Annotated in this window: 20 protein-coding genes; 10 read left to right on the top strand and 10 right to left on the bottom strand. The window is 67.1% G+C overall.

Translation table 11 applies throughout. The annotated features are described in order from the left end of the window. Window positions 1-143: 143 nt before the first annotated feature. From IC40_RS0126125 to IC40_RS0126115, 3 genes are read right to left on the bottom strand one after another with little or no spacing between them, the layout of a single operon-like run. The gene (locus IC40_RS0126125; RefSeq protein ID WP_030137601.1) at window positions 144-1,163 is read right to left on the bottom strand and encodes an NAD-dependent epimerase/dehydratase family protein; all 1,020 of its coding nucleotides are present in this window, start codon (window positions 1,161-1,163) and stop codon (window positions 144-146) included. After that, window positions 1,160-1,654: a nuclear transport factor 2 family protein gene (locus IC40_RS0126120; RefSeq protein WP_030137600.1), complete on the bottom strand. Its 495-nt coding sequence runs from the start codon at window positions 1,652-1,654 to the stop codon at window positions 1,160-1,162. The genes IC40_RS0126125 and IC40_RS0126120 overlap by 4 nt, the downstream gene beginning before the upstream one ends. Window positions 1,655-1,674: 20 nt before the next feature. Beyond that, window positions 1,675-2,112, bottom strand: coding sequence for a hypothetical protein (locus IC40_RS0126115; protein ID WP_030137599.1), 438 nt, complete (start codon window positions 2,110-2,112; stop codon window positions 1,675-1,677). Between the two features lie 61 nt (window positions 2,113-2,173). On the opposite strand from IC40_RS0126115, the gene msrA reads away from it, so the two are divergent. Further along, on the top strand, window positions 2,174-2,683 hold the full coding sequence (gene msrA, locus IC40_RS0126110; protein ID WP_030137598.1) for a peptide-methionine (S)-S-oxide reductase MsrA: 510 nt from the start codon (window positions 2,174-2,176) through the stop codon (window positions 2,681-2,683). Between the two features lies 1 nt (window position 2,684). On the opposite strand, the gene IC40_RS0126105 is transcribed toward msrA, so the two are convergent. Next, a complete protein-coding gene (locus tag IC40_RS0126105; RefSeq protein ID WP_030137597.1) occupies window positions 2,685-4,007 on the bottom strand; it encodes a cytochrome P450 in 1,323 nt (440 codons plus the stop codon). A 105-nt stretch (window positions 4,008-4,112) separates the two neighbouring features. Between IC40_RS0126105 and IC40_RS0126100 the strand changes: the two genes are divergently transcribed. After that, complete coding sequence (locus tag IC40_RS0126100) at window positions 4,113-4,745, top strand: TetR/AcrR family transcriptional regulator (protein WP_030137596.1); 633 nt, start codon at window positions 4,113-4,115, stop codon at window positions 4,743-4,745. Here IC40_RS0126100 and IC40_RS0126095 read toward each other — a convergent pair. Then, a complete protein-coding gene (locus IC40_RS0126095; RefSeq protein ID WP_030137595.1) occupies window positions 4,691-5,260 on the bottom strand; it encodes a TetR/AcrR family transcriptional regulator in 570 nt (189 codons plus the stop codon). The two genes, IC40_RS0126100 and IC40_RS0126095, sit on opposite strands and share 55 nt — an antisense overlap. Window positions 5,261-5,313: 53 nt before the next feature. On the opposite strand from IC40_RS0126095, the gene IC40_RS0126090 reads away from it, so the two are divergent. Continuing rightward, window positions 5,314-5,961, top strand: a complete 648-nt coding sequence (locus IC40_RS0126090; protein ID WP_030137594.1) for a class I SAM-dependent methyltransferase — start codon at window positions 5,314-5,316, stop codon at window positions 5,959-5,961. Here the strand turns inward: IC40_RS0126090 and IC40_RS0126085 are convergent. From IC40_RS0126085 to IC40_RS0126070, 4 genes are read right to left on the bottom strand one after another with little or no spacing between them, the layout of a single operon-like run. Then, complete coding sequence (locus IC40_RS0126085; RefSeq protein WP_030137593.1) at window positions 5,958-7,034, bottom strand: MMP endo-(1,4)-3-O-methyl-alpha-D-mannosidase; 1,077 nt, start codon at window positions 7,032-7,034, stop codon at window positions 5,958-5,960. The two genes, IC40_RS0126090 and IC40_RS0126085, sit on opposite strands and share 4 nt — an antisense overlap. Window position 7,035: 1 nt before the next feature. Then, entirely contained in the window at window positions 7,036-7,752 is a 717-nt protein-coding gene (locus IC40_RS0126080; protein ID WP_030137592.1) for a class I SAM-dependent methyltransferase, read from the bottom strand. Continuing rightward, on the bottom strand, window positions 7,746-8,993 hold the full coding sequence (locus IC40_RS0126075) for an MMP alpha-(1->4)-mannosyltransferase (RefSeq protein WP_030137591.1): 1,248 nt from the start codon (window positions 8,991-8,993) through the stop codon (window positions 7,746-7,748). Before IC40_RS0126075 ends, IC40_RS0126080 begins: the two co-directional genes overlap by 7 nt. Window positions 8,994-9,045: 52 nt before the next feature. Next, entirely contained in the window at window positions 9,046-9,600 is a 555-nt protein-coding gene (locus IC40_RS0126070; RefSeq protein WP_030137590.1) for a hypothetical protein, read from the bottom strand. Window positions 9,601-9,706: 106 nt separating this feature from the next. Between IC40_RS0126070 and IC40_RS0126065 the strand changes: the two genes are divergently transcribed. From IC40_RS0126065 to IC40_RS0126045, 5 genes are read left to right on the top strand one after another with little or no spacing between them, the layout of a single operon-like run. Then, the gene (locus IC40_RS0126065; RefSeq protein WP_030137589.1) at window positions 9,707-11,542 is read left to right on the top strand and encodes a hypothetical protein; all 1,836 of its coding nucleotides are present in this window, start codon (window positions 9,707-9,709) and stop codon (window positions 11,540-11,542) included. Window positions 11,543-11,550: 8 nt separating this feature from the next. Further along, window positions 11,551-11,697: a hypothetical protein gene (locus IC40_RS28085; protein WP_090559376.1), complete on the top strand. Its 147-nt coding sequence runs from the start codon at window positions 11,551-11,553 to the stop codon at window positions 11,695-11,697. Between the two features lies 1 nt (window position 11,698). Beyond that, complete coding sequence (locus IC40_RS0126055) at window positions 11,699-12,103, top strand: hypothetical protein (protein WP_030137588.1); 405 nt, start codon at window positions 11,699-11,701, stop codon at window positions 12,101-12,103. Further along, complete coding sequence (locus IC40_RS0126050) at window positions 12,100-13,380, top strand: hypothetical protein (RefSeq protein WP_030137587.1); 1,281 nt, start codon at window positions 12,100-12,102, stop codon at window positions 13,378-13,380. Before IC40_RS0126055 ends, IC40_RS0126050 begins: the two co-directional genes overlap by 4 nt. Window positions 13,381-13,397: 17 nt before the next feature. Beyond that, window positions 13,398-13,949, top strand: a complete 552-nt coding sequence (locus IC40_RS0126045) for an isochorismatase family protein (protein ID WP_030137586.1) — start codon at window positions 13,398-13,400, stop codon at window positions 13,947-13,949. Here the strand turns inward: IC40_RS0126045 and IC40_RS0126040 are convergent. After that, window positions 13,939-14,754, bottom strand: coding sequence for an enoyl-CoA hydratase/isomerase family protein (locus IC40_RS0126040; RefSeq protein ID WP_081843553.1), 816 nt, complete (start codon window positions 14,752-14,754; stop codon window positions 13,939-13,941). The genes IC40_RS0126045 and IC40_RS0126040 overlap by 11 nt on opposite strands. 35 nt (window positions 14,755-14,789) lie before the next feature. Between IC40_RS0126040 and IC40_RS0126035 the strand changes: the two genes are divergently transcribed. After that, a complete protein-coding gene (locus IC40_RS0126035; protein WP_030137584.1) occupies window positions 14,790-15,251 on the top strand; it encodes a MarR family winged helix-turn-helix transcriptional regulator in 462 nt (153 codons plus the stop codon). Next, on the top strand, window positions 15,248-16,054 hold the full coding sequence (locus IC40_RS0126030; RefSeq protein ID WP_030137583.1) for an ATP-binding cassette domain-containing protein: 807 nt from the start codon (window positions 15,248-15,250) through the stop codon (window positions 16,052-16,054). The genes IC40_RS0126035 and IC40_RS0126030 overlap by 4 nt, the downstream gene beginning before the upstream one ends. Window positions 16,055-16,110: the final 56 nt, after the last annotated feature.

Below are 16,110 nucleotides of genomic sequence, written 5' to 3'. Positions count from 1 at the left end.
CGCCGGGCCGAGAACGGGCCGCCCCCACACGATCCCGCACCCGCGCCCAGAACCGGGCCTACCGAATAGCCCACGAACGCGCACACAACCGCGCCCACATCAACGCCCACCCACCACCCTTCTGAAGGGCCAGCGGGCGCCGGCTAGGTTCGCTTGCGCGAATTGCGCAGCTCAACCCAGAACCGAGCCGCCTCGGCGATGGAGTCCTCCACCGGCGCTGGCTCCCAACCGAGTTCGCTACGAGCCTTGGTGCAGTCGACCGGTGCCTCGGCGCGCATCAATCGCAAAGATGCCAGCGAGAGCTTCTCGTCGGTCTTGCGCAACCGCCCCTTGACAGTGCCCAGCGCGGCCAGCACGTAGGTCAACGGTAACGGGATCGACCGCGCGGGCGGCGCGACTCCGGCCGCCGCGGCCGCGACCCTGGCCACCTCGGCATTGCTGATCATCTTCTCCGAGATCAGATACCGCTCACCGACACGACCCTTCTCGGCGGCCAGGATCAACGCCCGCGCAGCATCGTTGACGCCGACGGCCTCCAGCTCGATACCGCTCATCACGAAGGGCAACTTTCCGAAGGCCGCGCCCGCGATGATCGCTCCATGCGGGGTGCGCCCCCAGTCCTTGCCGCCATAGGTCGTCGACACGCACATCGCCACCGCCGGCAACCCCCGCTCACGGGCATACGACAGCACCAAGTTCTCGGCCTGCACCCGCGACTGCACATACGGGGTGAGCCCCCGGCGACCGATCACGTCATTCTCGGTGGCGGTCCGTCCGCGACGCCGCCCGACCGTGGCATAGCTGCTGGTGAACACGAACTTCTGCAAACCGGAGGCAATCTCGGGCTCGACGGCGATGTTCAGCACGTTGCGCGTTCCCTCGACATTGGTGCGGAACAGTGGCGCCGGATCACGCAACCAGCCCCGGGTGTCCACCACGCAGTAGTAGACCGTCTGCGCACCGGTCATCGCGGCGCGCAGCACGTCGTCGTCCCAGATGTCTCCGACGAAGCGCTGCACATCGAGGTCGTCGATACCGATCGTGTTCGCGCCCGCGCGCACCATCACCCGCACATCGTGGCCGTCGGCCACCAGCTGTCGGGTCAGATGCGAACCGAGATATCCGTTCGCGCCGATCACCAGGACGGGGGACGTCTCCGTCATCGCGCCATACCCTTCATCCATTCGGCGGCCTCGTCGTCGAGGGTCCCGAGTTGCTGCGCCTTCCTGCACCACTTCATGGCCGCGGAGACAAACCGGAGCGGGTTGTAGATGTCCTCCTGCCGGCGCCACAGACCGTCACCGGCATAGGTGAGGATCGAGATATTGGTGGCGCTGATGATGGTGCCGTCCCCGGGATCACGCATGGGGTTGTCGAGTTCGCAGATGACCCGCGCGGTGCCCTCGTCGATCACCGACCACAGCGACGGAAAGGCGGTCATGTGGTTACCCGGGAAGGTCTCCATCGTCTTCCAGATCCACGGCCGCACCTGCTCCCGGCCACGCATCGTGCCTGCGGCATGCTCCACGTACTCGACATCGGGGGTGTACTGGTCCACCCACGGGTCCCAGTCCCTGGTGGTCGCGGCCCGAGCCACGGTCTTCTCGAAGGTGGTGTAGGCCTCGGCCAATTCGTCACGGGTGAATGGCGTCACATCACAAACTAGAACACGTTCTAGCTGGGTTTGTCGAGATTTCTGGCAACGGCCAGCACCACCCGGTCACCCAGCGGTTCGTCGAGGCGGACCTCGACACTGCCGGGCACAGCCTGCGCTATGCACATCCGGCCGATCGACGAGGGTGGCATACCGCCGTTGAGATCGACGGTCACGGCCTCCGGGGTCTCGTCGACCAGGACGTGGACGCCGAAACAGTCCCGGGCACCGGAGACGAAATTCAGCAGCAACCCGTCATCACTGCGGCTCCACGACTCCACCACCGCGGCATGTGGGTTCAGGATCAGCGGATTGTCAGCGAACACCACCCGGTCCGGGTCGGCAGGAACCTCGGGCGGGATATCCGCGGGACTGGCCGAGGCGACCGGAAAACCGGCCGTGAGCAGGCAGCCCGCGTGGATTAGACCGACGAGCGCTGTTGTTACAGCTCTACGCATGGGTTCCACCGTAACGGCGGAGCACAATGGATGGTGAACCGAAGCAAAGGAGTGATAGCGCATGAGCGACTTCCAGAAGGCCATTCTGGCCGGCGGCTGCTTCTGGGGCATGCAGGATCTGATTCGTAAGCAGCCGGGGGTCGTGTCGACGCGGGTGGGCTACACCGGCGGCGAGAACGATCACGCCACCTACCGCAACCACCCGGGCCATGCCGAGGCGATCGAGATCATCTACGACCCCGCCGAGACCGACTACCGGGCACTGCTGGAGTTCTTCTTCCAGATCCACGACCCGTCGACGAAGAACCGTCAGGGCAACGATGTCGGCACCAGCTACCGGTCGGCGATCTTCTATGTCGATGACGAGCAGAAGTCGATCGCGCTGGACACCATCGCCGATGTCGATGCCTCCGGCCTCTGGCCCGGAAAGGTCGTCACCGAGGTGGTACCGGAGGCTCCCTTCTGGGAGGCCGAGCCCGAGCATCAGGACTATCTGGTGCGCTACCCGACGGGGTACACCTGCCACTTCCCGCGCCCGGGCTGGAAGCTGCCCAAGCGCGCAGAAGTCTGATTCACCGGGCGTGTAGCACCACGCGCCCACCGCGCTTGGGGGTGAAGGCCACTCCGCGGGAGTGCACCTTCTCCCCCGGCGCAGTGGTGATGGCAAGGGTGAAGTGCCGCAACACCGTCCGCAGGACGACGTCCATCTCCACATTCGCGAACACGGCACCGACGCAGCGCCGGGTCCCGCCGCCGTAGGGCACCCAGGCCAGCGGCGGACGGTTACCGACAAAGCGCTGCGGGTCGAACCGGTCGGCGTTGTCGAACTCACGCTCGTGCAGCTGCGACAGACTCACCACGATCGAATGTCCGCGCGGGATGACCCACTCGCCTAGTTCGAAGGTCGGCGAATAGACATGCCGCCCCGAGAAGTCGATGACGGTGCGCACACGCTGGGTCTCCAGGATGACGGCTTGGCGGTACTCATTGGCGGTGTCATCTCCCGCCGCTTCGGTCACCAGCCGCGCCAGCACATCGGGATGCCTGCTGATCCGCTCGAACACCCACCCCATGGTCGAGGCCGTGGTTTCGTGACCGGCCGCCAGCAGGGTCAGCAGTTCGTCGGCGATGTCCTGCCGCGACATCGCGGTGCCGTCCTCGTAGCTGCTGCGCAGCAACAGGGCCAGCACGTCATCGCGCTCGTCGAGACGCGGATCGGCCGCGACCTCGTCGATGAGCCTGCCGACCACCTCGTCGTAGCGGCGGCGATACTCGGCCAACCGGCTCCACGGATGCCAGCGACCGTAGTCCCGCTTCGGAGTGGGCAGGGTCGCGCACCGCGAGCCCAGCGTCACCCACGGCGGAATGATCCGGCGCAGTTCGTCGAGATGAGCTCCGTCGGCACCGAACACGGCGCGCAGAATCGCGTTGAGGGTGATCCGCATCATCGGTTCGAGAATCGGAAACTCCTGCCCTATCGGCCAATTCGCCGATTCACGCAGTGTCTCCTCCTCGAAGATCCGTTCGTAGTTCTTGATGCTCTTACCGTGGAACGGCGGGGTGAGCAGCTTACGGCGGCGGCGGTGCTCAGCACGATCGAGCGCGAAGACCGAACCCGGGCCGAGGATGCGCGACAGATTGGGCTGGATGTTGCCGACATCCTCCGGGCTGGCCGTGAACAACTGCTTGGCCAGCTGCGAGTCGGTGACGATCACCGTCGGGCCGAAGACCGGCAACTGCATGCTGAAGGCCGGCCCGTACCGACTGGCCAGGCGCGCGACCACCGGACGGCGGAACAACGCGAAGCCGATGCCGAGGACCGCTCGGTTGAAGGTCGGGCCAGGAGGCAGTTTGATGGCGGGGGTATCGATACGTTCGACGGTCGCTTCGCTCATGACCACACTCCAGACCGGTTGGTGGTACTGCGGTGTACCACGGGATGTGAGCTACGGTACTCCCCGGTACCGCACGGGGCAAGAGTCGAATGACGAGGAGGTTTGATGAGCGACGAGACGTCGTTTCGAATCCGCCTGCTCGACGGGCTGGCCGCCTCGATCGCCGAGCGCGGTTATCGCACCACCACGGTCGCCGATATCGTGCGCCATGCCCGCACCTCCAAGCGCACCTTCTACGCCGAGTTCACGGACAAGGAAGAGTGCTTCATCGAGCTGCTGCGCGCCGACCATGAAGCACTGATCGCCGAGATACGCGCCGCCGTGGACCCGCAGGCACCCTGGCGGGACCAGATCGAGCAAGCCGCCTCGGCCTACGTCGCCCACATCGACGCCGGGCCCGCGATCATGCTGAGCTGGATCAGGGAACTGCCCGCCCTCGGCGCGACGGTGCGCACCGTGCAGCGTTCGGCGATGACCGGCCTGACCGAAATGCTCGTCGACTTGACCAGCAGTCCGGGCTTCCAGCGCGCGGACATCGCACCGGTGAGCCGCGAACTCGCGGTGATCCTGCTCGGCGGGCTCCGCGAGCTCACCGCCCTGACCGTCGAGGACGGCGCACCGGTACAACGCATCCTGGCGCCGGCCATCACCGCTTCCGCCGCGATCCTGGGCGCCGGCGCGGATCAACGCAGGATCAGCCGCGCAGATTTCAGCAGTCGCAGCGAGATCTCCGGATAGTCCTCGTAGCCCATGCCTGCCCACACCAGCGTTCCGGTGTAGAGCAATTCGAGCGCCTCGATGACATCGGCATCGACCGCCGCCCCCAGCGCCGCCACGAGGCGGCCTCGGATATCGGCGCCGATACGCCCCCGCAGCGCGTCCACATCGGGATCCTTACCGAGCAACGCGTTGGTCACCGCGCCCGCGAATTCCGGCTCGCCGGCCACCAGCGCGGAAATGTGCTCGAGCACCTCCAACACCCTGGTCGCCGGATCCTCGGACTCGTGGGCCGCCAGCGGCGATTCGGCGAGCCGACGCCAGAACACCTCGGCAACAAGGTGTTCCTTCGACGAGAAGTAGGTGTAGGCGGTCGCGGCACCGACCCCGGCCTGCGCGGCCACCCGGCGCACCGTCAACGCCGCGAATCCGTCGCTCGCCAGCAGCTCCAACGCCGCCCTGCCGAGACGATCGACGGTATCGGCCTGTTTGGCACTCAACCGACGGCGCGTCGACTCCAGAGTCGCATCGGACACGTGTCCAGACACTACTGCAACCCCGGCCCACCAGCAACGGTAGGTTGTCTGGCATGAGCACCGCGCAGACCGACCTGCCGCCCGAAACCGCCCGGCTCTTCGCGTTCGCCGAGCAGGTCACCGGCTTCCTGCCCGCCGACGAGGGGCGTGCGCTCTACGACGCGGCCATGCGCTACCTCGCCGGCGGGGTCGGCATCGAGATCGGCACGTACTGCGGCAAGTCGACCGTGCTGCTCGGGGCGGCCGCCAAGCAGACCGGCAGCATCATCTACACCGTCGATCACCACCACGGTTCCGAGGAACACCAACCCGGCTGGGAGTACCACGACACCAGCTTGGTCGACCCGGTCACCGGCCGGTTCGACACCCTGCCCACCGCACGGCACACCCTCGATCTCGCGGGTCTCGACGAGCACGTGGTGGCCATCGTCGGGAAATCGCCTGTGGTAGCCAAGGTCTGGGCGACACCGGTGCAATTCGTGTTCATCGACGGGGGCCATACCGAGGAGGCTGCCCAGCGGGACTACGACGGATGGGCCAAATGGGTGGCGCCCGGCGGCGCCCTGGTGATCCACGACGTGTTCCCACACCCGAACGACGGCGGCCAGGCGCCGTACCACATCTACCGGCGTGCCATCGATTCCGGCGATTTCGCCGAGGTATCGGCTACCGGCTCGCTGCGCCTGCTGGAACGGCGCTAACGGCCCGCCGGACCGGATGTGGCGCAGGCACAGTCGAATTCACTCTCCAGCCCACGCGGAAGGTCGGTCCGGAAAATACCGGCGGCCGGGGTGGTGCTCGACAACGCGTCGGCGGCCAGGATCATCGCCGCACCGGTCCAGGTGGTGCGCTCCTCGGGCCAACGCTTCCCGTCTGCGAACACCAGTCCGGTCCAGTACGAACCGTCTCCTTCGCGCAGATGCTGCATCGCGGCGAATTGTTCGTGAGCCCTGGCGCGGTCACCGATGGCGTCCAGCGTCAGCACCAATTCGCAGGTTTCGGCGCCGGTGACCCACGGCCGATGGTCCACGCAGCGGATACCGAGGCCATCGACCACGAAATCGTCCCAGCGCCTGGCGATTCGGGCCTGCGCGACGTGCCCGCGCAGCGCACCGCCGAGCACCGGGTAGTACCACTCCATGGCGTGGGAGTCCTTGGCGTTGAACGACTCCGGATGCTCGGCGATAGCGTGGCCGAGCTGGCCGAGTGCCACCTCCCACTCCGGTTGCGGGTCGTCCAGATAGTTGGCCAGCGCCAGCGCACACCGGATGCTGTGGAAGATGCTCGCGCAGCCGGTCAGCAGCGCCTCCTCGATCAGACCGGCATCGCTTCTGGCCCAACCGATCTCACCACCTGGGAGCTGCATCGTCAGCACCAGGTCGATCGCGCGGGACACCGTTGGCCACATCAGCTCGGCGAAGCGGCGGTCACCGGTGATCAACACGTGGTGCCACACACCGGTCGCGATATAGGCGCAGAAGTTGCTGTCGGTGTTGGCGTCCTCGACGACGCCGTTACGCAGCTGGATCGGCCAGGATCCGTCCGGCCGTTGGGCCGTCCGGCACCACTCGAAGGCCGCCCGGGCCGGCTCCAGCAGTCCGGCCACCGTCAGCGCCATGGCATTCTCGACGTGATCCCACGGATCGGTGTGTCCGCCCACGGACCACGGAATGGCACCCGATGTCTCTTGGGTGTCGGCGATGGAGACCGCGGTCTGAAGGCACTGCTCGGGTGTCAGAACACCTGCGACACCGGGGATCTCGTGGGCGGTCATCTCAGACCGTGGGCTTGCGGAAGTAGAGGGCGACGCTCTTGCCGATCAGCGGATTCAAAGCGGCCTCGGCCTGCTTGGTGACCCACGGCCGACTCATCATGTCCCAGACCAGCAGCTTGTGGTAGGCGGTGACCACCGGATGATCCGGCTTATCCACGCCGACAGCGCATTTGAGCCACCAGAACGGCGAGTGCAGTGAATGCGCATGCTCGCTGTGGGTGAAATTCATTCCCCGGCCGGTGATCTTGTCACGCAGCTCATCGGCCTTGTAGATGCGGATATGGCCGCCTTCATTGGCGTGGTACTCGTCCGAGAGCATCCAGCAGACCTTTTCCGGCAGCCAGCGCGGCACCGTGACCGCCAGCGCGCCGCCGGGTTTGAGGACCCGGACCAGCTCGGCGATGGCCGCGTCGTCGGCGGGGACATGCTCCAGGATCTCCGAGGCGATCACACAGTCGAAGGTTCCGTCAGCGTAGGGCAGATCGAGGGCATCACCCTTGACGGCCTCGGCGCGTGCCGAGGCCGGAGCCTCACCCTGCTCCTTCATCGCGGTCAGGATCGCGTCGACGTCATTGAGATCCTCGACGCTCTGGTCGAAGGCGATGACGTCCGCGCCCCGCCGGTAGGCCTCGAAGGAATGCCGCCCGGCCCCGCACCCGACATCGATGACCGATGTCCCCGGGCCGATACCAAGTCTGTCGAAGTCGACGGTCAGCACGCAGTGCGTCCTTTCTGGATTCTCTCGGCGGCTCGCTCGTACACCGCGACGGTCTGCGCCGCAACGGATTCCCAGCTGAACACCTCGACGGCCCGGCGACGGCCGGCCGCGCCGAGGCGCTGCCGCTCGGCAGGCGAATCGAGCAGTTCACCGAGCACGGTGGTCAGTTGATCGACATCGGCGGGCGGCACCAACCTTGCGCACTCGCCTTCGGCGCCCAGCACCTCGGGCAGCGCGCCCGCCCGGCTGGCGACGATCGGGGTGCCACTGGCCATCGCCTCGACCGCCGGCAGCGAGAAACCCTCGTACAGCGAAGGGATACAGGCGATCTCGGCCGAAGCCAACAGAGCGGCGAGATCCTCGTCGGACAGGCCGCTGGAGATGTGCACGATATCGGAGATGCCAAGTTCGGCGATGAGCTTCTCGGTCGGACCGTTGGGCTCGAGCTTGGACACCAGCTGCACATCGAGGTTGTGATGGGCGCGCAACCGGGCCACCGCATGCAGCAGATTCCCGACGCCCTTGAGCGGCACGTCGGCGCTGGCGATCGCGATGATGCGCCCGGGAACCCGCGTCGGTGACGGCGTGAACAGATCGGTATCCACCCCGAGCGGCACCACGTGCAACTGATCTGCGCCCACCCCGAAATCCTCGGCGATATCAGCGGCCGACGTCGAGGAGACCGTCAGCAGTTCGGGGATGGCGCGCGCGACCTTTTTCTGCGTCTCGGCAAAGGCGTACCACCGCCGCACCAGCGGCTTGCGCCACCACGCGGCGGCCGCCACCTCGAGGACCCGGTCCCTGGTGATCGGATGGTGCACCGTGGCCACGACCGGCAGCCCCATGTTCGCGATGCCCAGCAGCGCCGATCCCAGGCTCTGGTTGTCGTGCACGACATCGAACTCGTCGCCCCGCTCGGCCATGATCCGCTTGACCCGCATGCAGAACGTCTTGGGCTCGGGGAACCCGGCCGTCCACATGGTCAGCAGTTCGAGCAGATCGATGTGATCGCGGATCTCGCGCGGGTGCGGAACCCGGAACGGGTCGGGCTCGCGGTAGAGATCCAGGCTGGGCACCTTGGTGAGCCGGACGCGCGGATCGAGTCCCTCCGGATAAGGCTGACCGGAGAACACCTCGACCTGATGGCCGAGCTCGGCGAGACCCTGGGACAGATACCTGACGTAGACGCCCTGACCACCGCAATGGGGCTTGCTGCGGTAGGAGAGAAGAGCAATGCGCACGTCAGCTCAATCCGCTGAACTGCGGCGCAGGCATGCTGGACATGTGTCCAGACTATAGTTCGACGCGCAGGGGGGCGCAACGCGGCCCTGGTCGGATCGGTAGCACGAAAGCGAACGGTCTGCCGAATCCGAGCCCCTCCAGTTGCGCTTGCCGGACAGCCGAAACGGTGACCTCGCCCAGTGCGCCGGACGCGGGATCGAAGCAGCGCAACCGTTCCCCGGTCACCGCGACGATCAGGACCCAGTGCCGTGGGATGAGATGCCCGATCAGCATGGGTACCGGAGCGCCGGCGCGCAGGGTGTCCAGCACATCGGCCAGCACGTCCACTCGTCCGGGCAGCACTGCGCGCGCGATCCGCCAGCGACAACGCACCCCGCAGCGATCGGCGATGGCAGCGGCCACGCCCGGCGGGGTCATCCCCAGCCGCCGCGGCCAGACCCGGTTCACCAGTCGATGCACCATGTCCTGTTCGGTGCCGAACCACCCGGAACCCGCCTGCAGCTGCGACCGGTAACCGTCGTCCAGCAACGCAGCGGCAACCACAGCGACGGTGGGACCGCAACTGATGCCGTCGCGTTGCCGTAGGCGATAACCGGCGAGCTTCATCGAGACCGAGGCTAATCGTGACCCGGTACCTCTGGTTTCGGATAACTGATTCTGGCAACATTACCGGCCAGTAAGAACGTCGACGGCGACTAAATCGGGGGTGCAGATGGCAGGCACGTTGTCAGTCTTGGCAGTGGAGGCCACCGAGGGCGGTGGCGCCGCGCTGGACCAGATCATCGGTATCTCGATCGCGACCGCCATCATCACCGCGGGGCTGCTGTGGATCGGCATCCTGCACCGCACCCGCCGGATCACCTGGCTGGGCAACCTCGGCGACAAGGTCGGCGCCAAGATGAACCGGCCCGCCTGGGTGGCCCTTCCCACACTGCTGTTCACCTCGACGATCATCTGCGCCATGTTCGGGTTCATCTGGGATGTCAGCCTGCACATCGGCAAGGGCCGCGACTCCGGCCCGCTGGCCAACCCGGCGCACTACTTCATCCTGGTCGGACTGTTCCTGCTGTTCATCGCCGGTTCGATGGCGATCATTCTGCCCCACGAGAAGCCCGGGCCCGCGGCCATCAAGATCACCAGAACCTGGTACGCCCCGGTGGGCGGCATCCTGATGGCCGCCTGCGGTCTGTACGCGCTCATCGGGTTCCCGCTCGATGACGTGTGGCACCGCATCTTCGGCCAGGACGTCACGCTCTGGGGGCCGACGCATCTGATGCTGATCGGTGGGGCCGGCCTGTCCCTGGTCGCGGTGCTGCTGCTCGAACACGAGGGCAGGCTGGCGTCCGGAACGGCGACGGATGACAGCTCACTGCCAACGATCCTGCGGTACTTCGCCTTCGGCGGACTGGTCATCGGCATGTCGGTCTTCCCCGTCGAATACGACTTCGGCATCGAGCAGTTCCGGCTGGTCCTGCACCCCATGCTGGTCGCCGCGGCGGCCGCGCTGGCGCTGATCGCCGCGCGCATCACCATGGGTCGCGGCGCGGCCATCGCGGCCGTACTGTTCGCATTGCTGATCCGCGGCATCGTCGCCGTGGCCGTCGGCCCGGTGCTCGGTGCGCCCTATAGCTGGTTCGCCCTGTATCTCGGCCCGGCCCTGGTGGTCGAGCTGCTGGCACTCACTCCGTTGATCAAGCGCCCCATCGTGTTCGGCGCGGTGGCCGGTGCCGCCATCGGGACGGTCGGATTGTGGCTGGAGTCTTTCTGGATCGACGCCGTCTTCATGTATCCGTGGCCCACCTCGATGTGGATCGAGACCCTGCTCACCGCCGCGCCCGTCGCCATTCTGATGGGTATGTGCGGCGCACTGCTGGGCATCGTGCTCACCGGGCGACCACTGCCCAAACGCGCGCTGAGCATCGGCATCATCGTGGCGACCGTGCTGACCATCGGTGCCGCCGTGGGCAACGGGTTGAACATCTCGGTGCCGCAGAACGCCAGTGCGCAGATCACCCTGACCGAACTGCCAAGCCCCGCCGGACAGCGGATGGTCAGCGCCGATATTCGCGTCACTCCCGCCGACCTGATCAGCGAGGACCCGGAGTGGGTGTCGATGCTGTCCTGGCAGGGCGGACTGGACAACGAGCGCGGGCTGGTGGTCGACCACCTGGAACGGCTCGGACCAGGGCACTACCGCACCACCCGCCCGATCCCGGTGTGGGGTACCTGGAAGACGCTGGTCCGCGTCCAGGACGGCCGGACCATGGCCGCTGTGCCGGTCTTCCTGCCCGCCGATCCGGGGATCGGTGCCACCGAACTGCCTGCCGAGCAGTCGATCGATCGACCGTTCGTCCAGGAGATCGAGATCCTGCAGCGTGAGCGGAACCTCGAGGTGCCGAGCTGGTTGTTCACCGCGGCCTCCCTGGTGGTCCTGCTGTGCTCGCTCATCCTGATCGCGGCATTGAGCTGGGGCGCGGGTCGGATCAACGACCGAGAGATGCGGGTGGACACCGAGTCCGCACCCAAACATCCGGTGCCACAACACTGAACGCGTCGATGACATACCTGGCCGACCATTCGCTGCTGTTGGCGCTGCCTGCCTTCGCGCCCGCGGTCGTGGTCGCCGGCGTCGTCGCCTACGTGGCGATCCGGGACCGGCGCACCCCCGACGACGGCGAAGACACCAACGAGGAGAGGACGTAGTTTGCGGTCATTGATCGTGTTGGCCACCGCGGCATTGGTATCGGTGGGATGCAGCAGCCAGCCACCTGACCGTCCCGACGAGACGGCCCAGCCCGCCTCGTCCGCAGTCCCGGCCCTCACCGACCAGCAGGCGGCACCGGAACAGGTCCTGCTCGAGGTCACCATCGCAGGCGGCCAGGTCACCCCGACCAACCAGCAGCTGCAGGCGCGTGTCGGTGAGCCGATACTGATCCGGGTCACCAGCGACACACCCGACGAACTGCACGTCCACGCCACTCCCGAACACTCCTTCGAGGTGAAACCGGGTCCGGCGCAGACGTTCCAGTTCACCGTCGAGGTACCCGGAAAGGTCGACGTGGAACTGCACGAGGCGCATCGCGTCGTCGCCACCATCGCGGTGCAGTGACGGTACTGGCGCACGGGCTCGGCGGTTCGACCGACCTGCCCATCCCGTTCACCTACGCGCTGATCGGCGCCGCCTGGACCCTCACCTTCACCTTCGCCCTGGTCGCTCTGGCCTGGCGTACACCGCGATTCGATGCCGAAGCACCCGGACGCCCGCTGCCCGACGCGGTGACCCGAATGGTGGACTCTGCCGTCACGCGCTGGGTGCTGGCCGGTGCCGGTATCGCGTTCACCGCCTGGGTCACCGTCGCGGCCGTGACCGGACCGCAGGATTCCCGCAATGCCCTGCCCGGGGTGTTCTACGTGCTGCTGTGGGTCGGGTTGGTGGCGGTGTCGGTACTGTCCGGACCGGTGTGGCGGGTGCTGTCACCGGTCCGCACCATCACCCGCCTGCTGCGGGTGCGTGGCGAGCGCATCAGCTACCCAGCCCGGCTGGGCTACTGGCCGGCAGCGGCCGGGTTGTTCGCCTTCGTCTGGCTTGAGTTGGCCAGTCCCGATCCAGGATCACTTGCGGCGGTGAAGATCTGGCTAGTGGTGTACTTCGGGATCACCATCGTCGGTGCGCTCGTGTGCGGTCCACGCTGGTGTGCACGAGCCGACCCGTTCGAGGTGTACAGCATGGTCGCCTCGCGGTGCGCACCATGGCGGCGTAATCCGGACGGTCGCATCGCCATCGGCAACCCGTTCGACCGACTGCTGTCTTTGCCGGTCCGCCCGGGCATCGTCGCCGTGCTGGCGGTTCTGTTGGGCTCCACCGCTTTCGACAGTTTCTCGGCCATCCCCGGATGGCGCAGTTTCGTCGACGCCCACGCCGACGGACCGTGGGGAGCCAGCGTCATCAAGACGGCCGGGCTGGGGGTCTTCGTCATCACCGTCGGCGTGACGTTCAGCCTGGCGGCCGCCGCCACCGGTGGGGTGGATCGCGCGCGCCGCAGGCAACTGCCGGGGTTGATGGCGCACTCGCTGATACCCATCGTCATCGGATACGTGTTCGCCCACTACCTGACCTACCTGATCGAGAAGGGTCAGCAGACGGTGCACGCGTTGCTCGGACTGCAGGAGGCGCAGGTCTATTACCTGCTGTCCATGCATCCGTCGCTGCTGGCATCGCTCAAGGTGGGCTTCGTGCTGCTCGGGCATGTGGCGGGGGTCGTGGCCGCCCACGACCGCGCGCTTCGGGTACTGCCCAAGGGGCATCAGATGACCGGGCAGCTGGCGATGATGCTGGTCATGGTGGGCTACACATTCCTCGGGCTCTATCTGCTCTTCGGCGGCTGAGCGATACGGTTGTCTGCATGCGTGCGCTGATCGTGGTGGATGTGCAGAAGGATTTCTGTGAGGGCGGTTCGTTGGCCGTCGAAGGTGGTGCCGCGGTGGCCGGCGCGATCACCGGCCTGCTCACCGGACACGACTACGACCACGTGGTCGCGACCATGGATTTCCACATCGACCCCGGTGAGCATTTCTCCGATGACCCGGACTATCGGGTGTCCTGGCCGAGGCACTGCGTGGTCGGCACCCCAGGGGTGGACTTCCACGAGAATCTCGATCCCGCCGCGGTCGAGGCGGTGTTCACCAAGGGTGAGTTCTCGGCCGCCTACAGCGGTTTCGAGGGCACCGATGCCGATGGCACCTCGCTGACCGATTGGCTGGCCCGCCGAGGTGTGGACGCGGTGGACGTGGTGGGTATAGCCACCGACTACTGCGTGCGCGCGACCGCACTGGACGCCGCGGCCGCCGGGTTGCGCACGCGCGTGCTGTTACCGCTGTGCGCGGGAGTCGCCGCGGATACCACCGCCGAGGCGGTGGCCCTGCTGCGGGCGCGCGGCGTCGAGGTCACCGAGTAGGGTCCACGGGCCGGCCCGTCCAGTTCGGTGGTCGTCCGGCGAGCTGAGCCCGCACCCCCTCGGCCGCATCATCGTGGGCCATCAGCGCCAGGTGGATGTCTGTTTCCCGCTGTCCGACCTGCTCGCGGGTGAGATCAAAGGAGTCCCACAGCAGGCGTTTGCTGGCCGCAACCGACATCGGAGCGGTGTTGGCCGCGATGTCCGCGGCCATCTCCAACGCCGCCGGCAACACCTCGTCGGCGGGGAGCACCCGGCTGCCCAGCCCGAGCTGGACCGCGCGGTGGCCGCCGAAAGTCGCCCCGGTCAGCAGGATCTCGGCGGCATTGGCGATACCGACCAGGCGCGGTAGCACCCAGTGCGAGTAGGCGTCGCCGACGACACCGCGCCGCACCTGCACCACGCCATATCGGGCGTCGGCGGCGAAGATCCGGATATCGCATTGCAGCGCCAGCGTGAGTCCCAGACCGATCGCATGGCCGTTGACGGCCGCGATCACCGGCTTCGACAACGTCCAGGCCGGTACCGACAACCCTGCCGCGCGAAACGTCGACCCGGGTGCGGCGAAGGTGTGCTCTCCCGCGGACAGGTCGGCCCCGGCGCAGAAGGCCGGCGGCGTGCCGGTGAGCACGATCACGCGGACGCCGTCATCGACTCCGAAGCGGGTCAACGCGTCGGCCAGTTCCTCGCCCATCCCGGCACCGAAGGCGTTCCGTGCAGCCGGGCGGTGCAGCGTCACGGTCGCGACGCCACCCTCGACGGTGGTCAGCAGCGTGCGGTACTGCGGCATCCGCCCATCATCGCGCATACAGATAGCTCTGTAACAGAGGTAATGTGTGAGCCATGCGCACCCGCACCGATCTGGCCGGCGAATTGTTCGGCGTCGTCGGACGATTCCGTCGCCAGTTGCGCCGATCCACACGAGGCACGGCCGGCGGTTTCGACAACGACGGTCTGACCCAGTCGCAGATCGAGCTGTTGCGACTCGTCGGTCGCCGACCGGGGGTGTCGGTGCGCGAGGCGGCCGCCGAACTCTGCCTGGCCGCCAACACGGCCTCCACGTTGGTCTCCCGGTTGGCCGCCGACGACCTGCTGATCCGTTCGGTGGACAGCAGCGACCGCCGGGTGGGCCGGTTGCGGCTCGCGCCCGCCGCGCAGCAGATCGCCGACCGGTCCCGCGAAGCCAGACGTGCCGCACTGGCGGGGGCATTGGACCGACTCGACGACGACCAGATCGCCGCGCTCACCGCCGGACTGGACGTCCTCACCGAGCTCACCCGGATCCTGCAGGAGGACAACCCATGACCGCGCCGGCCATCGACTGTCGCGGACTCACCCATCGATACGGCAAGTTCACCGCGGTGGACGGGCTGGACCTGCTGGTCCGACCGGGCGAGACGGTCGGCCTGCTCGGGCCCAACGGGGCAGGCAAGACCACCGCCATCCGCGTACTGACCACCCTCACCCCGATCCAGCAGGGGCAGGTCCACATCTTCGGGCTGGACGCCCGCCGCGACACCATGGATATCCGTTACAACATCGGCTATGTACCGCAACAACTCTCGATAGAGGCGGCGTTGACGGGTCGGCAGAATGTCGAATTGTTCGCCCGCCTCTACGACATCGGACGCCGGGATCGTGCCACCAGGGTGGCCGAGGCGATCGAGGCGATGGGCCTGACCGCTGTCGCCGACAAACCCGCGGGCAGCTTCTCCGGCGGTATGGTGCGTCGTCTCGAGCTCGCGCAGGCGCTGGTGAACCGCCCCTCGCTACTCCTCCTCGACGAACCGACAGTGGGTCTGGATCCGATTGCCCGCGACAGTGTCTGGGATCAGGTCGAGCGTATGCAGCACGACTTCGGGATGGCGGTATTGCTGACGACGCACTACATGGGCGAGGCGGACGCCCTGTGCGACCGTGTTGTCCTGATGCACCACGGCCGGCTGCAGGCCGAGGGCACACCCTTCGAGCTGAAGTCGACCGTCGGCAAGGATGCCACGCTGGAGGACGTGTTCCGCCACTATGCCGGCTCGGACCTCGACAACGCGGCGCCGGCCGGCCTGCGTGAGGTCCGCGCCGCACGAAGGACGGCCCGCCGTGTCGGCTGATATCCCCGTCACCCTGATCCGGGCTCCGCGCGGCTGGCGCCGGATACCCGGAATCG

The organism is Mycolicibacterium neoaurum ATCC 25795 (assembly GCF_000691525.1).
In the GTDB taxonomy this organism is placed as follows: Bacteria; Actinomycetota; Actinomycetes; order Mycobacteriales; family Mycobacteriaceae; genus Mycobacterium; species Mycobacterium neoaurum.
This window is presented reverse-complemented; position numbering and strand designations above follow the sequence as displayed.